Below are 15,672 nucleotides of genomic sequence, written 5' to 3' on the forward strand. Positions count from 1 at the left end.
ACTAGGTGAGTTACGATGAAAAAAATGAAAGTCACTCAATTTAAATCGGGTGCCCATCGCCTAAAGAGCCACAAAGCGAGCTTGAAAGGATTGGGTTTACGCCGTATTAATCATACTGTTGAAGTAGAAGATACACCTTCAACACGTGGTATGGTCAATCGCGTTAACTACATGGTAAAAGTGGAGGAAGCGTAATGGGTCTTAGATTAAATGAATTATCACCAGGTGTTGGCGCAAAGAAAACTGCCCAACGTCGTGGTCGTGGTATCGGTTCAGGTCTTGGTAAGACTGGTGGTCGTGGTGTAAAAGGTCAGAAATCTCGTTCAGGTTCTAGCATTCGCTCAGGATTTGAGGGTGGTCAAATGCCTTTATATCGTCGCCTACCGAAATTTGGTTTTACCAGTAAAATGGCAATGAAGACGGCTGAAGTACGTCTTTCTGAACTAAATAAAATTGATGGCGATGTGGTTAGCCTTGAAACACTTAAAGCTGCTAACCTAATCCGTCACGACATGAAGCGTGCCCGTATTATGTTGTCAGGCGAAGTCACTAAGGCTTATACCTTTAAAGGTATCAAAGTGACTAAAGGCGCTAAGCTAGCAATCGAAGCTGCTGGTGGTAGCATCGAGGAGTAGTAACGTGTCAAAACAATCAATGTCATCGACTGGTATACCGCTCAATCCATTTGCATTCATACGCAAGTATGATGAATTGTGGACGCGTTTATTATTCTTAATCGGCGCATTGGTTGTTTATCGTTTAGGGTCACATATTCCAGTACCGGGTATCAATCCGGTCAACTTGGCTGATCTGTTTTCGCGCAACGAAAACACCATTTTGAGTATGTTTAACATGTTCTCAGGTGGTGCACTAGAGCGTATGTCCATTATGGCGCTCGGCATTATGCCGTATATTTCAGCATCGATTATTGTACAGATGATGTCTGCAGTATTGCCATCGCTTGAAGCCCTCAAAAAAGAAGGCGAAGCGGGACGACGTAAGTTGAACAAGTATACCCGTCAAGGGACACTTGCTTTAGCCCTAGTACAGTCATTAGGAATGTGTGCTGGCTTAATCAGTCAAAATCTTACCTTATCTTCTGGTCTGACCTTTTATATTCCAGCGGTTACCTCATTGGTAGCGGGCGCTATGTTCTTGATGTGGCTTGGTGAGCAGATTACAGAGCGCGGCGTAGGTAATGGTATTTCAATGCTCATTTTTGCGAGTATTGTGGCTGGTACGCCAGGTATGATTTCGCAGTCTATTGAACAGGTCAATCAAGGGCAGATGAACTTGATTGTACTGTTTATTTTTGTGCTACTAGGCATCGCGGTTACTGCTGGTATCGTTTATATTGAACGTGCTCAGCGCCGTGTTCCAGTGAACTATGCACAGAAGCAGCAACAAGGTCGTAAAATATATGCTCAGCAGCAGTCACATTTGCCGCTGAAGCTTAACATGGCAGGGGTTATTCCAGCCATTTTTGCCAGCTCGTTATTGTTGTTTCCAGCAAGTTTAGGGCAGTGGGTCGGTCAATCAACTGATCCTACCCTTACACAAAAGATACTACAGAATATGGCATTGGTGTTGTCTCCAGGACAGCCGCTATATTTGGTTCTGTTTGGCGCGATGATTATTTTCTTCTGTTACTTCTATACGGCATTGGTATTTAGTCCACGTGAAGTAGCTGAAAACCTTAAACGTAGTGGTGCGTATATCCCAGGTATTCGCCCCGGACAACAAACTCAGCGTTACCTAGATCATGTATTAAACCGACTGACCTTTATTGGCGCGATGTATATGACGGTTATTTGTTTAATGCCAATGGTCGTCCAGTCATCGTTTGGTGTACCGTTTCAACTCGGTGGTACGTCTTTACTGATTATGGTGGTTGTGGTAATGGACTTCATTTCGCAAATCCAGGCGCATTTGATGACCCATCAATATCATGATCAGACGTTAATTCAATCGCCCACTCAATCTTAAATGAGCGGTACGATATCTCAAAGGAGCATGCTATGAAAGTTCAAGCATCAGTTAAAAAGATTTGTGGTAGCTGTAAAGTTGTGCGCCGTAAAGGCCGTGTACATATCATCTGTACAGCAGAACCTCGCCACAAGCAACGTCAAGGTTAATATTTAGTATTATAAAGTCTTAGACTTTTGTTACTATCTCAATTAACACTTGAAAAATAACGGCGGATGGGATATCATCCGCCACTTGCCGTAGTTTATGCAAAAACTTTTATAAGACCGTCAATGAATAGGCTTGTAACCAAGTCAAAGCAGCGATTATAATTATAAAAGCTTTAGTATTGACAGCAACAAATCTGAAAAATAAAGCCTTATTGATAAATAACGCTTATTTTTCTTTAATGGAGAGAAATCAATGGCTCGTATTGCCGGCGTAAACATTCCGGATAATAAGCATGCTGTTATTTCACTAACTTACATCTTTGGTGTAGGTCGTACCACTGCTCAGAAAATCTTAGAAGCAGTTGGCATTGCCCCTACTACTAAAGTTAGTCAGTTAGATGATACACAGTTAGATGCTATCCGTGCACAAGTTGCAAATTACATGACTGAAGGTGATCTTCGTCGTGAAGTGTCAATGAATATCAAGCGTTTAGTTGATCTTGGTTGTTACCGTGGCATCCGTCATCGTCGTAACCTACCAGTTAGAGGTCAGAATACTAAGAACAACGCTCGTACTCGTAAGGGTCCGACACGCCCTCTCAAAAGATAATTAACTTAGGAAGCTAAAAGATGGCTAAAGACACTCGTAGTCGCAAGAAAGTGACTCGTCGTTCAGTATCGGAGGGCATTGCCCATATCCATGCGTCTTTTAATAACACCATTGTTACGATTACCGATCGTCAAGGTAATGCACTGGCTTGGGCCACTTCAGGTGGACAAGGCTTCCGTGGTTCACGTAAATCTACACCATTTGCAGCTCAGGTTGCAGCTGAAGTCGCTGGTAAAGCGGCTCAAGAATATGGTGTTAAGAATATCGACGTTTTGGTCAAAGGACCAGGACCGGGTCGTGAGTCTGCGGTAAGAGCACTAGGTGCATTGGGTTATAAAGTTAACAGCATCTCTGATGTAACCCCAATCCCACACAATGGTTGCCGTGCGCCGAAAAAGCGCCGCGTCTAATATTAAAGACGAAGCTTTTTATCCCAAAAGCTTATAGGAGACATAACAATGGCCCGCTATATTGGACCAAAACTCAAATTATCACGTCGTGAAGGCACGGACTTAGGTCTTAAGTCTGGCGTTAAACCATACGACGTAAAAACGAAAAAAGCTGGTCGTCCACCAGGTCAACACGGTGTAAGCCGTAACAAGACCTCAGAATATGCTTTACAGCTGCGTGAAAAGCAGAAAGTTAAGCGTATTTATGGTGTACTAGAGCGTCAGTTTGCTAATTACTATAAAGAAGCTGCTCGTAAGCGCGGTGCTACTGGTGAAAACCTCTTAGCCATGCTTGAGAGCCGTCTAGATAACGTTGTTTATCGCATGGGCTTTGGCTCAACTCGCGCCGAAGCACGTCAGCTAGTCAGTCATCGTACTGTTATGGTAAAAAAAGCTGGCCGTGATGAGTTTGTTCGTGTGAACATTCCATCAATTCAGTTGCAAGATGGTGATGTCATCGCTATCCAAGAGAAGTCTCGCGAGCAATTACGTATTAAAAACGCAATTGAGCTGGCTACCCAACGTGGTATTCCAGAATGGCTAGATGTTGACCACAGCAAATTACAAGGCACGTTTAAACAAGCGCCTGATCGTATTGATCTACCTGCTGAAATCAACGAAAGCTTGATCGTTGAGCTATACTCTAAGTAATGACGTACTGCTCGATGTCGTGAAAACGGCATTGAGCAATCAACGTTAATTAAACCAGTTTAATAAATCGAGGTGACATCATGATGCTAAATGCAACTGAGTTTCTAACGCCGAATGCCATTAATGTGGATACGGTTAATGAAACGATTGCGAAAGTCACGCTCGAACCGTTAGAACGCGGCTTTGGGCATACCCTTGGTAATGCCTTACGTCGCATCTTGTTATCTTCATTACCTGGTGCTGCAGTCATTGAAGCTGAGATTGATGGTGTTGACCATGAATACTCAACGCTTGAAGGGCTACAAGAAGATGTACTTGACTTGCTTTTGAATCTAAAAGGCTTGGCTATTACGCTTCATGACCAAAATGAAGTATTTTTGACCTTGGATAAACAAGGTCCAGGCACTATTACTGCTGCAGACATCGCGTTACCGCATAATGTAGACATCGTCAATCCAGAATTGGTGTTGGGTACATTGAGTGATCGTGGTCATCTTAAGATGCGTTTGCGTGTAGTAATGGGTCGTGGATATGAGCCAGCAAACCAGCGCCGTGAAGATGGTGATACTAAAGCAATCGGACGTTTAAAACTTGATGCAAGTTTTAGTCCTGTGCTTCGTGTTGCTTATCAGGTTGAGAACGCTCGTGTAGAGCAGCGTACTGATCTTGATCGTCTTATCATTGAGCTTGAAACTAATGGCACTATAGATCCAGAAGAAGCAATTCGTAAAGCAGCCACTATTTTACAACAACAGATTTCTATCTTTGTTGACCTAGAAGCTGAAGAAGCGCCTGAGCCTGTGAAAGAGAAAGAAGAGGTTGATCCGGTGCTATTACGCCCTGTGGACGATCTTGAACTAACGGTTCGCTCAGCCAACTGCTTGAAAGCTGAAAACATTTACTATATCGGTGATTTGGTACAACGTTCAGAGACTGAACTTCTAAAAACCCCAAATCTTGGTAAGAAATCATTAACGGAAATCAAAGACGTACTAGCGTCTAAAGATTTAGAGCTCGGTATGCGCCTAGATAACTGGCCACCAGCTGACCTTCGTGTTGATGATCGCTTTTCTTATCGTAGCCGTTAAACTTTAAGGATTTTTGACTATGCGCCATCGTAAGAGTGGAGTCAAGCTGGGTCGTACCGGCAGTCATCGTAAGGCAATGTTTCAGAACATGACTAACTCATTATTTGAGCATGAACTGATCAAAACAACTTTACCAAAAGCAAAAGAGTTACGTCGCGTTGCTGAGCCATTAATCACTATGGCTAAAGAAGACAGCGTTGCTAACCGTCGCTTGGCATTTAGCCGTATGCGTAGCAAAGCTATGGTAGGCAAACTATTTGGCACGTTAGGTCCTCGTTACCAGACCCGCCCAGGTGGATATTTGCGTATCGTAAAATGTGGTTACCGTGATGGTGACAATGCGCCAATGGCATATGTAGAATTGGTTGATCGCGACTAATTTTATAATAAGCAAAAAATGTATATAAAAAAGCTCCAATTCAATTGGAGCTTTTTTTGTGTCTGATGCTTTAGTCTATTAGCGTAGTAGTGAATCTACATCCGCGGCACCTTGTCTGATAATTTCAGGCTGGCTACCAGTCATATCAACGATAGTAGTTAGTTTAGTGGTCTTTACACCTGCATTTATCAAACCGTCGATTTGATTGCCTAATAAATCCTCAATCTCAAAGGGATCATCTAGTATGTCATCACGGTTAGGAAGTATTAATGAACTGGTTAAGATAGGTTCATCCATGGCCTCTAAAAGCGCTTGCGCAATAGGGTTGCTAGGTACTCGAATACCGATGGTTTTTTTCTTCGCATGTGCCAATTTTTTTGGTACGTCTTTTGTGGCATTGAGGATAAAGGTGATGGGCGCAGGAGTAAGTGCTTTGAGCTGTTTAAATTGTATATTGTCTACTACAGCATAGTTGGCAATTTCGCTTAAGTCACGGCACAGTAAGGTAAACTGGTGTTTATCATCAAGTTCACGAATTTGTTTGAGCTTATCGAGTGCATCCTTTGCTCCTAAGCGACAACCAAAAGCATAGCTGGTATCGGTAGGGTAGATAATGAGCTGGTCTTTACGTAACAGATCCGCCACTTGCTCAATCAGACGTGGCTGTGGATTTTCTGGATGAATATAAAATACTTGCATAGCAGTTCCTTATTTTATAATTATGGGTTTTTAAATGTGAGGTTTTCGACTAAGTAGAACATTTATGGCGCGTACGCTTCTTTCACTAAGTTTACTAAAAAAGCATCACTGCCTTCCTAGTATAGCGCAAAGCCAATATAAGTTTGATTGCAAGCCGTTACTATGCGTAGACAATCGTTAACGCAAAAATGCCACACTTCTAAGCTGATATGCTGCTGTTACTCTAGATCAGCTATAGAGACACTGAGTAAAGCGTGTAATAAAGTCTTAGCATCAGGTGGCAATATATTGGGCTTAGCGATGTATTGTTGCACTTGTCGGTAGACGTCGTTTGCGAATGTACTATTGCTCGTATCAAAGTCAGCAAACAAATTATCTTGTGACACCTCAAATGATCGTTCGCAAGCGAGAGTAAATAAACACTCTAACGCTTGTGGTTTAATCTCTACGCGCTCAAATGCTTGCTGCTGAGCGGCGGTACGCCCATCTGGTGCGTACCAGTAGCCAAAGTCAGGCAAACGTCTACGAGCCTCTCCAGCCACACACCAATGGCTTAGCTCATGCAACGCACTAGCAAAAAATCCATGAGCGAATTCAATTCTTGCGGGTTCGTTATTTTGTGCTGGAAAGTACTCTGGTTCTCCTTGTCCACGAACCAATGTAACGTTTTGATGAGCGAATAAATTATTGAATAATTGGATGAGCCAATCAGTAGCCGCTTGCTCGTATTTATCAACCAATGATGGAGTGCCTTTGATAGCAGCTAACCTTTCTAACATTTGCCATTCACTTTTTACATCCTCTAAGCACTGATTGTTGTTAAGGTTCCACGAGTCAGTGGAAGAGGTATTCACACTACTGGTTAAAGTAGTGAGACGTTGCAATAGTATCTTTGCTTCAAGTGGAGAAAGTAGGTTCGAGAAGTTAGGTTTATCATTAAACACATTCATAGGTAAAACACTGGTCAAATAAAAGATAAAAAGAAGAACTATCTTTGAATATAAATAGGAGAAATAAAGAGATGAAAATAGAGCTCATATCAAACAAATTTAACATACTAGCGCTAGCGTCGCTCAATGCTTTCCGTTAGTATGGCAGGCAATATTATACACCGTTTTGATGAATGAGGTCGCGCATGTCAAGCACTCCAGAAAGTAAACCGTCAGCAGGTTATGCTGATAATAAAAAAGCGCCTTTATCTACTAGTATGCCTGAATCTATTTCTTTGGATAAATGGGCAGATACTGGATATGAATGGACAGGAGAGGTAGAGCCAAGCGCTTTCAAACGTCTTGCTGCTATCTTAGCCACCGAACATGAACAAGCAAATATCTCGCTTAATGCCAATCTGTATCGACGCAATAATGTCTTACATTTGGCATTTACACTGACGGGTGAAGTTTGGTTAACCTGTCAGCGTTGCCTACAGCCAGTGGCTATCGATTTGTCTGATGATTATAATATTGTGCTACTAGAAGATGAGAGCCAAGCACGTTCAATCAATGATGAACAAGACTATTTATTACTTGATGAAATTATTACTGAGCCTGCACCAGAGCTTTTATTGCCATTCAAAAAATTGGTAGAAGATGAGATATTACTGAAGACGCCAATGTCGCCAAAACATGACGACTGTGAAATGACGGTAGAGCAATTTGGTGAGATTCCAGAAGAGGAAGAAAGCGAAAATCCTTTTGCTGCTTTAGCCTCGCTAAAAGGCAAGTTGTAATCTTATTAAGAGACAAGTCATATATCAATGTACTACTTAATAAATTTATGATACCTTTCATCAGCTTTCTACCAAAGAGTGAGAAGCAGGGCTTTATTAATCCGCTAAACATGCGTATAATGTCCCGTTTATTGCATTCTAGCAATCTGCTACTGGCAGATAGATGCTGATCTTGCAGACTAACTATAGATTTTAGACGTAATCAACACTTTAATACGTGGCAATCTATTTAACTAATGATGCGTAAGACTTAGGTTGTTGTGATTATATAGCCTCTGTCAGTGTCGATTAAAGCTGAATTTCAAGCTTATCCCCTTTTAAGTATAGGAGCTATATCATGGCCGTTCAAAAAAGTCGTAAAAGTCGTTCTCGTCGTGACATGCGCCGTTCACATCATCGTATGGAAATCGCTGAGATAAGCGTAGATGCTACCACTGGTGAAAAACATCGTCGTCATCACATGACTAAAGATGGTTTCTACCGTGGTCGCCAGTTGTTTAAAGTTAGTCAAGACGCTTAAATTGTTGGCTATTCAATAGCTGATTGTAAAAATAATGATAGTACTGGTGACTGTCATTATTTTTGCAACGCTGTTATTAGGTAATATGCTTTGAGCTGAAGAAAGCCAAGTTATTTCGCTATCATATATTATGTGGCTAGATAACTTGGCTTTTTGCTATTGGCTTTTATGGTAGGTATTTGAACAACCTTTTACCATGTGCCTTTAGCAAATATGAAAATGAACCGATATACTCTACCATTTTAATTTGAGTGGTATCTTTTACTATACGTGTTTCAGTAGCATCCGCTATGATAATAGTGTGCGTCAGTGTATAGTTTATCGATAATCCGTTTTTTTAGACAAATACTAAAGCAACGGCTTTATATCGCCTCTAATAATATAATAAACCCCAATTGTTTTTAGGGATATTTCCAATTAAATAAGGAATATTGGTTATGGCCTCTGTACCCGATATGGTAAAAAAGCCGCCGACACGTATTGCGGTAATTTTTCCTGGTCAAGGATCGCAAGTAGTCGGGATGACTAGTGAGCTTGCTGAAATCTATCCAGAGATTCTCGATACCTTTACTGAAGCTAGCGCCGCGCTTGGTGAAGACTTATGGGCAATCTGTCAAAATGAAGAAAAACTCAACCAAACACAGTATACTCAGCCAGCATTACTGACGGCCAGCATCGCCATTTGGCGTATCTTAAAACAAAAAATAACCACAGCGCCTTGTTATTTAGCGGGTCATTCTCTAGGTGAGTACAGTGCGCTTTGTGCGGCTGAAGTCATATCGCTTGCTGATGCGGTTAAATTGGTACATAAGCGTGGTCAGTTGATGCAAGAAGCCGTTGTAGGTGTCGATACTGCCATGGCAGCAGTGTTAGGGCTTGAGGACAATCGAGTAGAAAACTTGTGTGAGCAAGCGACTGAACATGTCGAGGGTGCCATTGTAGGTGCAGCCAACTTTAATAGCCCAGGACAAGTAGTGATATCGGGTAATGCTGCTGGTGTGAATGCCGTTATTGATAAAGTGCAAAACACCGGCAAAAAATCCATCCCGCTAAAGGTCAGCGTACCATCACATTGCGCGCTTATGGAGCCAGCCAGTAGTGCATTGGCTGAAATTCTGGCAGAAATAAAATTTGATCAAGCGACGATTCCTGTTATCCAAAATCGACATGCGCGTGTCGAGAGCAGTGCGGTCGGTATCAAGCAGGCATTAACAGAGCAATTAAGCCAACCAGTATTATGGTCAAAAACCATGCAAGAGCTGGCTGACAAACAAATTAATATTTTAATCGAATGCGGCAGTGGTAATGTATTGAGCAACTTGGCGAAGCGCCAAGCACAGCCAATTACGAGCTATCCTACTGACAAGCCCGCTCGTCTTGATAAATTAATGGAGGTGTTATCATGAGTCGTACGATTACTCTAGTGACAGGTGCTAGCCGTGGTATTGGTAAAGCCGTTGCCAAACGTTTCGCCAAAGAAGGACATTTTGTTATTGGTACAGCCACTACGGAAAAAGGTGCCGAGCTGATTGATGGTTATCTCCACGATAGTGGCGGTATTGGACGTGTTTTAGACGTGCGTGATACCGCACAAATTGATAAGCTGTTTGAAGAGATTGAGAGCGTCTACGGCGCAGTACAAGTCTTGGTCAATAATGCAGGTATCACCCAAGATGGTCTGCTGATGCGTATGAAAGATGACGACTGGGAAAATGTCATCGATACCAATTTGACGTCGGTATACCGTATGAGTAAACGTGCTGTGCGCGGTATGATGAAAGCACGCCGTGGTCGTATCATCAATATAACCTCTGTCGTTGCTCAAATGGGTAATGCAGGTCAGTCTAACTATGCGGCGACCAAAGCAGGCGTCGAAGGGTTCAGCCGTACGCTCGCGCGTGAAATTGGCTCACGACAAGTGACGATCAATTGCGTAGCCCCTGGTTTGATCGAAACGGATATGACGGACGAGCTTGATGAGCGCCTATTGAACTCTATGCTAGACGCTGTACCTATCAGTCGCCTTGGACAGCCAGAAGACATTGCAGCAGCCGTACATTTCTTAGCCAGCGATGAGGCCAGTTATATCACAGGCGCTGTTATCCCTGTCAATGGCGGTATGTATATGTAGGGGATAAATAAGTGTTACACAGTTATAATAAAAAACTCTGTGCACGAGTGTAAACTATAATAAAGGGTGTTATAATGACGGATACTTTTATGTCAAAGCCCTGTATTATAGCAGGGCTTTACTAGACATCAGTCAAAACGTATAACCAGCTATAAAACAAGTTACAAAGTACTCAGATAGCTGTGCTAATCTGAAGATATGATTTTATATACAATGCTGTAGAGCCTAATGATAGGCCTATGGTGACTTGCCAAATAATAGATCAAAAAGGAGAAATCTACATGAGTAATGATACCGAGCTAAGAGTTAAAGCTGCAGTAGCTGAGCAATTGGGTATGAATGTTGAAGATATCAACAATGATGCATCATTTATGGAAGACTTAGGTGCAGATTCGTTAGACCTAGTCGAATTGGTTATGTCATTTGAAAGTGACTTTGGCATTACCATTCCTGATGAAGATTCAGCAGAATTAACGACTGTTCAAAAAGCGATTGATTATGTACAAGCGCAGCTATAATTAGCTAGTGGCTTAGCGAGTTATTTTAGCCGCCTATCTGTAGAGATAGGCGGTTTTTTTATGTTATTAATTTACCATGGCAACGGACAGTTATGTGACTAATCAATACGTTAACATAAGCTACGCCAAATCAACATTACTCAACATACTATTACTATCTACCTTACCTATCTTTGTCTATACTCATAATGGTAAGCAGTAACAAAGTGTAGTTATATATAAAGTGTGGTTATATATGAAAGTATATGCCATTAAAAAAATAATGATGAATAATAAATAACAATATTTAAAGGAGTATATAAATGGGTATGTTCAGTTTTGCAAAAGATATCGGTGATAAAATTTTCAATCGTGATGACGCCAAACACGATGCCAAGTCAGAGACAAAAGCAGACGCTAATACGCCAGTACAGAGTAGCGAGCCTTCTGCGCAATCAGTTGCCAATATTTTACTTCGTCGTATTCAGCAGCAGAATCTTAATATCAGCGATTTGAAAATCAAGTATAACGGCTCAACAGATACTGCAGAAATCAGCGGTAAAGCTAAAACGCAAGCAGACCGCGAAAAAGCGATTATCGCTATCGGTAACGTGCAAAACGTTGCGAAAGTTATCGATAACATCGATATTGAAGAAGATGCGCCTGAGTCAACGATGTATACAGTGAAATCTGGTGATAGCTTGTCTAAGATTGCAAAAGAGGTTTATGGTTCAGCGGATGATTATATGAAAATCTTTGAAGCCAATAAGCCGATGTTATCTAGCCCTGATAAGATTTATCCTGGTCAAGTACTACGCATTCCTAAGCCATAATATGGTTTTGAACTGTCAGAGATATGTGTGAATAAAATAAAGAATGCCTCTTATTATAATAAGAGGCATTTTTCTTGCGTATAGAAATATAAACTTAAGATTTAGAGGTTTTTTAACTTCTCATACTGTTCCGCTATGGCCCAATTGATATGTACATCGAGCATTTCGTTATGTACGCCCAACTTTGATTGTAACTGAGTAATGGTTTCTTCATTACCATTAGCATTTCCAAGACCAATCGCGATATTACGCAAAAAGTTCATATAGCCTGTGCGTCTAAGCGGGCTGCCTTCAGTTTTTTTCATAAAGTCAGCTTCTTGCCATTGCCACAGCTCAAGCAGACTGCTGCTATCAAGGTTATGCCGTGGTGCGAAATCCTCTACAGGTGTAAGATTGGCGTAGCGATTCCAAGGACAGATAAGTTGACAGTCGTCACAGCCAAAGATGCGATTACCAATCGCGCGGCGGTATTTTATATCAATAATACCGTCGTGCTCGATAGTGAGGTAGGAGATACAAGCTGCAGCATTGAGCTCATAGGGCGCGACAATCGCTTGAGTGGGGCAGATGTCGATACAAGCGCTACAACTGCCGCAATGCTCTTTGACGGGTTTGTCATCAGGTAACTCGAGGCTAATAAATAGCTCACCCAATACAAAAAATGAACCCGCTTGCTTGTTGATTAATAAGGTATGCTTTCCTGTCCAGCCAAGACCAGCAGCATCGGCAATGGGTCGCTCGAAAATAGGAGCAGAGTCGCTAAAAGGCCTAAAAATAAAATCTTGCTCTGAACCTATATTGAGGTGTTGCCACTCAGGAAGCATGGCTTCTATCTTTAGTGCCAATTGTTTCAAACGACTGCGCATCGTTTTATGATAGTCGCGTCCTCTGGCATAACGAGCGATGATGCCTTGATTGGGGTAGTCATTGTCAGTGATCGTACGTGGGGTTGGTGCTTGAGTCAGATAATCCATACGGACACTGATGATGGTTTTTGCCCCTTCTACCAGTTGGTCAGGATTTGCCCGCAGTTCATGGTTGTTATGCATAAACTGCAGTTGTCCCTCATAGCCTTTTTCGAGCCATTGTTGCAATTGTACAATCTGCTTAGCAAATAAAGGATGATGCACCGATAAAAAACCACAGTCGGCAAACCCTAAAGCCTGTGCTTGGTCTTTAATCCATTGTTTGACATCCGCTGTGGTGGTAAATGTTGGGCTATTATTCACCTTAATCTTTTTTTCGGACGCAGGCTTAGGTTCAGCAGAGATTTTCTTAGCTGATTTCTGCTGGGTTGAAGAGATAGGCAAGTTTACTTTAGGAAGGTTATTCATGTGTGACAGTAGGTGATAGAGTGAATACCGCTATGATAAGCCAGTGAGCTAAGAGCGCAAGTATAAAAGCAAATAATTTCACATTCATATCGATACATACGTTGATGTAAGCGTTTGCTAAGCTGATGCTAAATGATAGTAATCATATCTCAATAAAATAAAAATCAGCAAAAAATACTCAAGGATTAGCTATGAAAAATCAGACCAATTTATCACCTATAAAAAGTACAAAACCTATCCCGTTATATAGCAGTGAACAACTCTATGCGATGGAGCAAGCATGGTTTGTCGAAGGGCATGATAGTTTTGGGTTGATGAAACAAGCAGCTTGGCAAATGGTGCAACACATAGAGCAATTATATGAACAAAGACAATTAAACATATATCCATCAGCCACTACTTATGTGCCTCGTCGTCATATGCGTCAGCATCGAGTGAGCATTTGGGTTGGAAAGGGTAATAATGGTGGCGACGGTTGGCTCATTGCTTATTACTTACAGCAAATGGGTTGGCAGGTACAAGTGGTAACAGTGGGTTTTGAGAGTGATGATTTTGATACCAGTAACACAACAGCATTTTCCGACGCACAAAAAGCCCTAAAAGAGGCGCTATGGGCCAATTGCCCTTATCGACGCTTTGAAAATAGTGCTTGTGAGCTAGAAGAAGGAGTAGATGGTAATCTGCAAGCCGATGTTTATATTGATGCACTGTTTGGTATTGGACTGGATCGTGCGCCTACAGGTATTTATAAAACAGCCATTAGCACTTTTAATGAATTATCTAAACGAAATAACACCTTGGCCATTGCGGTTGATATTCCAAGTGGTTTGGTGGCTTCGACTGGAGAGGTGTTTGAGCAGGTGGCTATACAGGCTGATATAACGCTATGTTTAATTGCACGGAAATTCGGTTTGCATACCAAAGATGGTATGGATTGTAGCGGCAAGGTAATTGATATACCGCTGATACCTTACCCAATAAATGACAAAAGTTTCATGCCAGTAGCAACACTAATTACTACTGCATATGGTCTAAGTCCTCGCCGTCAAAATAGCTACAAAGGCAGCTATGGTCATATACTGATTATTGGCGGTAATCGTATCGATGGCTCACAAGGTATGGGCGGCGCTGCGATACTGTCTGCTTCGAGCTCGATGGCGGCAGGAGCGGGTAAAATTACAGTTGCTTGCCATGAGGCTTTTCATAGCGCCCTATTAACTTCGCTACCAGATGCAATGACGATTAATTTGCATGATGTGGATGGAGTGCAGGAGTTAATTAAGTCAGCCACTGTGATTGCGATTGGTATGGGGCTTGGTCGTGATGAAAAAGCAAAAGTGTTATTTATAAAGTATCTACAAACTGCGATGACAGCTAAAAAGGCAATAGTGATTGATGCTGATGGACTTTATCATTTGGCATCATTGCAATTAGAGCATCATGAATTGGTCAGTCAGCTGCGAGAATATAGCGTTAATTATCAAGTTTGTTTGACACCGCACAGTGGCGAAACTGCTAGATTACTGAATAAGAGAATCAGTGAAGTGGAAAGCAATAGACTACAAGCGATAAAACAGTGCGCTACAACTTATGGTGGTGAATGGGTGCTAAAAGGCGCAGGTTCTTTGATATTAGAGCAGGGCTTAGATGAGCACCACGTTTATGTTTGTGCTGTCGGTAATGCTGGGATGGCGACGGCTGGCATGGGTGATGTGTTATCCGGTGTCATTGCTGGTCTGCTAGCACAACAAGATTTATCATCAGGAATGCGAAGCTTGCATCAAACGGTTGTTATACATGGATTAGCAGGGGATACGCTGGTTAATCAAAGTAATAATACGTTGTTGGTTGGACAACGAGGACTACAAGCTCAGGATATGCCAGCAGCCATTTGTCATGTGATGCAGCTATTGATTAACGTCTATAATTAGCATTAAGCCTAGGTAGTTGAATTGCCACAATACTGATCAATTGCCTGCTGTACGCGTTCACGTTTGAGCTCAATTTCACGACCGTCTAAATATTGACGCTTGCCATTTGCATCCATCTCATAAATACGTCCGCCGACATTCAAGTTGGTCAAATTATTGCGGAGTGACTGGCAACGCTGTGCATTGGCTTGTGCTTCTTGTTCTTTAATCCGTGCTTCAAGCGCTGCAACTCTTTGCTCTTCTACGCTTTGAGTATTAGTACTTTGATTGGCATCTGTTTTGCCAGCCAATTGTCCTGCATTGCTTTGTCTGCCATCACTACGAAATTCAATCAGCTCAATGTTTTTACCATTTTGAGGCGCATGTTGGCTGTATTTGACTTCACCATGTGCACCGACAGATTTATAAACTTGAATAGCATGACTGGCATTCATCGACAGCATTAGCACATACGCAGTACTCATAAGCAGTTTGGTAGCAGTATTTATTTTAGACGCATATGCCATAGTAGCAATCCTCTCAAGGGGTAAAAAAACAGATGTGTATATATGTGTCAATATAACATTTAAGTGTTGGAATGGTACTAAAAATGTACCAGCTTTCGATTCTAACAAATAATCCTTATGAATGTATATTATTTAATAACTAATAGTTAGGGATGGGCTTTAGAAGTTTTTCTTGACAAT

At 41.8% G+C, this 15,672-nt stretch carries 20 protein-coding genes; 16 read left to right on the forward strand and 4 right to left on the reverse strand.

Annotation, left to right across the window (positions count from 1 at the left end; all coding sequences use genetic code 11):
* Positions 1-15 precede the first annotated feature (15 nt).
* From rpmD to rplQ, 9 genes are all read left to right on the forward strand, one after another.
* The gene (gene rpmD, locus Q6344_03075; GenBank protein WLG14345.1) at positions 16-195 is read left to right on the forward strand and encodes a 50S ribosomal protein L30; all 180 of its coding nucleotides are present in this window, start codon (positions 16-18) and stop codon (positions 193-195) included.
* Positions 195-635: a 50S ribosomal protein L15 gene (gene rplO, locus Q6344_03080; protein ID WLG14346.1), complete on the forward strand. Its 441-nt coding sequence runs from the start codon at positions 195-197 to the stop codon at positions 633-635. The genes rpmD and rplO overlap by 1 nt, the downstream gene beginning before the upstream one ends.
* A gap of 19 nt (positions 636-654) precedes the next feature.
* Positions 655-1,986, forward strand: a complete 1,332-nt coding sequence (gene secY, locus Q6344_03085) for a preprotein translocase subunit SecY (GenBank protein ID WLG15128.1) — start codon at positions 655-657, stop codon at positions 1,984-1,986.
* A 32-nt stretch (positions 1,987-2,018) separates the two neighbouring features.
* Positions 2,019-2,135, forward strand: a complete 117-nt coding sequence (gene rpmJ, locus Q6344_03090; protein ID WLG14347.1) for a 50S ribosomal protein L36 — start codon at positions 2,019-2,021, stop codon at positions 2,133-2,135.
* A gap of 253 nt (positions 2,136-2,388) precedes the next feature.
* Complete coding sequence (rpsM, locus tag Q6344_03095; GenBank protein ID WLG14348.1) at positions 2,389-2,745, forward strand: 30S ribosomal protein S13; 357 nt, start codon at positions 2,389-2,391, stop codon at positions 2,743-2,745.
* Between the two features lie 20 nt (positions 2,746-2,765).
* Positions 2,766-3,155, forward strand: coding sequence for a 30S ribosomal protein S11 (rpsK, locus tag Q6344_03100; protein WLG14349.1), 390 nt, complete (start codon positions 2,766-2,768; stop codon positions 3,153-3,155).
* Between the two features lie 48 nt (positions 3,156-3,203).
* Complete coding sequence (rpsD, locus tag Q6344_03105; GenBank protein ID WLG14350.1) at positions 3,204-3,845, forward strand: 30S ribosomal protein S4; 642 nt, start codon at positions 3,204-3,206, stop codon at positions 3,843-3,845.
* Positions 3,846-3,925: 80 nt separating this feature from the next.
* Positions 3,926-4,933 (forward strand): DNA-directed RNA polymerase subunit alpha, encoded by a 1,008-nt coding sequence (rpoA, locus tag Q6344_03110; GenBank protein WLG14351.1) that lies wholly within the window; start codon positions 3,926-3,928, stop codon positions 4,931-4,933.
* A gap of 19 nt (positions 4,934-4,952) precedes the next feature.
* Positions 4,953-5,312, forward strand: coding sequence for a 50S ribosomal protein L17 (rplQ, locus tag Q6344_03115; GenBank protein ID WLG14352.1), 360 nt, complete (start codon positions 4,953-4,955; stop codon positions 5,310-5,312).
* Positions 5,313-5,390: 78 nt separating this feature from the next.
* Here rplQ and Q6344_03120 read toward each other — a convergent pair whose 3' ends face one another.
* On the reverse strand, positions 5,391-6,011 hold the full coding sequence (locus tag Q6344_03120; GenBank protein WLG14353.1) for an L-threonylcarbamoyladenylate synthase: 621 nt from the start codon (positions 6,009-6,011) through the stop codon (positions 5,391-5,393).
* Between the two features lie 218 nt (positions 6,012-6,229).
* A complete protein-coding gene (locus Q6344_03125) occupies positions 6,230-6,961 on the reverse strand; it encodes an elongation factor P hydroxylase (protein WLG14354.1) in 732 nt (243 codons plus the stop codon).
* Between the two features lie 185 nt (positions 6,962-7,146).
* On the opposite strand from Q6344_03125, the gene Q6344_03130 reads away from it, so the two are divergent.
* The 6 genes from Q6344_03130 to lysM all read left to right on the forward strand — a co-directional run bounded on the left by Q6344_03130 (position 7,147) and on the right by lysM (position 11,721).
* Complete coding sequence (locus Q6344_03130) at positions 7,147-7,740, forward strand: YceD family protein (protein ID WLG14355.1); 594 nt, start codon at positions 7,147-7,149, stop codon at positions 7,738-7,740.
* Positions 7,741-8,077: 337 nt separating this feature from the next.
* Positions 8,078-8,260: a 50S ribosomal protein L32 gene (gene rpmF / locus Q6344_03135; protein WLG14356.1), complete on the forward strand. Its 183-nt coding sequence runs from the start codon at positions 8,078-8,080 to the stop codon at positions 8,258-8,260.
* A 437-nt stretch (positions 8,261-8,697) separates the two neighbouring features.
* On the forward strand, positions 8,698-9,666 hold the full coding sequence (gene fabD, locus Q6344_03140; GenBank protein ID WLG14357.1) for an ACP S-malonyltransferase: 969 nt from the start codon (positions 8,698-8,700) through the stop codon (positions 9,664-9,666).
* Positions 9,663-10,391, forward strand: coding sequence for a 3-oxoacyl-ACP reductase FabG (gene fabG, locus Q6344_03145; GenBank protein ID WLG14358.1), 729 nt, complete (start codon positions 9,663-9,665; stop codon positions 10,389-10,391). Before fabD ends, fabG begins: the two co-directional genes overlap by 4 nt.
* Before the next feature lie 281 nt (positions 10,392-10,672).
* On the forward strand, positions 10,673-10,909 hold the full coding sequence (gene acpP, locus Q6344_03150) for an acyl carrier protein (GenBank protein WLG14359.1): 237 nt from the start codon (positions 10,673-10,675) through the stop codon (positions 10,907-10,909).
* A gap of 302 nt (positions 10,910-11,211) precedes the next feature.
* Positions 11,212-11,721: a peptidoglycan-binding protein LysM gene (gene lysM, locus Q6344_03155; GenBank protein WLG14360.1), complete on the forward strand. Its 510-nt coding sequence runs from the start codon at positions 11,212-11,214 to the stop codon at positions 11,719-11,721.
* Between the two features lie 101 nt (positions 11,722-11,822).
* Here lysM and queG read toward each other — a convergent pair whose 3' ends face one another.
* Complete coding sequence (queG, locus tag Q6344_03160; protein WLG14361.1) at positions 11,823-13,055, reverse strand: tRNA epoxyqueuosine(34) reductase QueG; 1,233 nt, start codon at positions 13,053-13,055, stop codon at positions 11,823-11,825.
* Between the two features lie 191 nt (positions 13,056-13,246).
* On the opposite strand from queG, the gene Q6344_03165 reads away from it, so the two are divergent.
* On the forward strand, positions 13,247-14,986 hold the full coding sequence (locus Q6344_03165) for an NAD(P)H-hydrate dehydratase (GenBank protein WLG14362.1): 1,740 nt from the start codon (positions 13,247-13,249) through the stop codon (positions 14,984-14,986).
* Between the two features lie 8 nt (positions 14,987-14,994).
* Here the strand turns inward: Q6344_03165 and Q6344_03170 are convergent, their stop codons facing one another.
* Positions 14,995-15,492 carry a DUF4124 domain-containing protein gene (locus Q6344_03170; protein ID WLG14363.1) on the reverse strand — a complete coding sequence of 166 codons (498 nt, stop codon included), beginning with the start codon at positions 15,490-15,492 and terminating at the stop codon, positions 14,995-14,997.
* Positions 15,493-15,672: the final 180 nt, after the last annotated feature.

Origin of the sequence: Psychrobacter cibarius (assembly GCA_030686115.1) — a bacterium.
GTDB lineage: Bacteria > Pseudomonadota > Gammaproteobacteria > Pseudomonadales > Moraxellaceae > Psychrobacter > Psychrobacter cibarius_C.

Bases quoted from the DNA above. Each gene is read 5' to 3' on its own strand.
- rpmD (WLG14345.1), top strand. From the start codon at position 16: ATGAAAAAAATGAAAGTCACTCAATTTAAATCGGGTGCCCATCGCCTA.
- rplO (WLG14346.1), top strand. From the start codon at position 195: ATGGGTCTTAGATTAAATGAATTATCACCAGGTGTTGGCGCAAAGAAA.
- secY (WLG15128.1), top strand. From the start codon at position 655: ATGTCATCGACTGGTATACCGCTCAATCCATTTGCATTCATACGCAAG.
- rpmJ (WLG14347.1), top strand. From the start codon at position 2,019: ATGAAAGTTCAAGCATCAGTTAAAAAGATTTGTGGTAGCTGTAAAGTT.
- rpsM (WLG14348.1), top strand. From the start codon at position 2,389: ATGGCTCGTATTGCCGGCGTAAACATTCCGGATAATAAGCATGCTGTT.
- rpsK (WLG14349.1), top strand. From the start codon at position 2,766: ATGGCTAAAGACACTCGTAGTCGCAAGAAAGTGACTCGTCGTTCAGTA.
- rpsD (WLG14350.1), top strand. From the start codon at position 3,204: ATGGCCCGCTATATTGGACCAAAACTCAAATTATCACGTCGTGAAGGC.
- rpoA (WLG14351.1), top strand. From the start codon at position 3,926: ATGATGCTAAATGCAACTGAGTTTCTAACGCCGAATGCCATTAATGTG.
- rplQ (WLG14352.1), top strand. From the start codon at position 4,953: ATGCGCCATCGTAAGAGTGGAGTCAAGCTGGGTCGTACCGGCAGTCAT.
- Q6344_03120 (WLG14353.1), bottom strand. From the start codon at position 6,011: ATGCAAGTATTTTATATTCATCCAGAAAATCCACAGCCACGTCTGATT.
- Q6344_03125 (WLG14354.1), bottom strand. From the start codon at position 6,961: ATGAATGTGTTTAATGATAAACCTAACTTCTCGAACCTACTTTCTCCA.
- Q6344_03130 (WLG14355.1), top strand. From the start codon at position 7,147: ATGTCAAGCACTCCAGAAAGTAAACCGTCAGCAGGTTATGCTGATAAT.
- rpmF (WLG14356.1), top strand. From the start codon at position 8,078: ATGGCCGTTCAAAAAAGTCGTAAAAGTCGTTCTCGTCGTGACATGCGC.
- fabD (WLG14357.1), top strand. From the start codon at position 8,698: ATGGCCTCTGTACCCGATATGGTAAAAAAGCCGCCGACACGTATTGCG.
- fabG (WLG14358.1), top strand. From the start codon at position 9,663: ATGAGTCGTACGATTACTCTAGTGACAGGTGCTAGCCGTGGTATTGGT.
- acpP (WLG14359.1), top strand. From the start codon at position 10,673: ATGAGTAATGATACCGAGCTAAGAGTTAAAGCTGCAGTAGCTGAGCAA.
- lysM (WLG14360.1), top strand. From the start codon at position 11,212: ATGGGTATGTTCAGTTTTGCAAAAGATATCGGTGATAAAATTTTCAAT.
- queG (WLG14361.1), bottom strand. From the start codon at position 13,055: ATGAATAACCTTCCTAAAGTAAACTTGCCTATCTCTTCAACCCAGCAG.
- Q6344_03165 (WLG14362.1), top strand. From the start codon at position 13,247: ATGAAAAATCAGACCAATTTATCACCTATAAAAAGTACAAAACCTATC.
- Q6344_03170 (WLG14363.1), bottom strand. From the start codon at position 15,492: ATGGCATATGCGTCTAAAATAAATACTGCTACCAAACTGCTTATGAGT.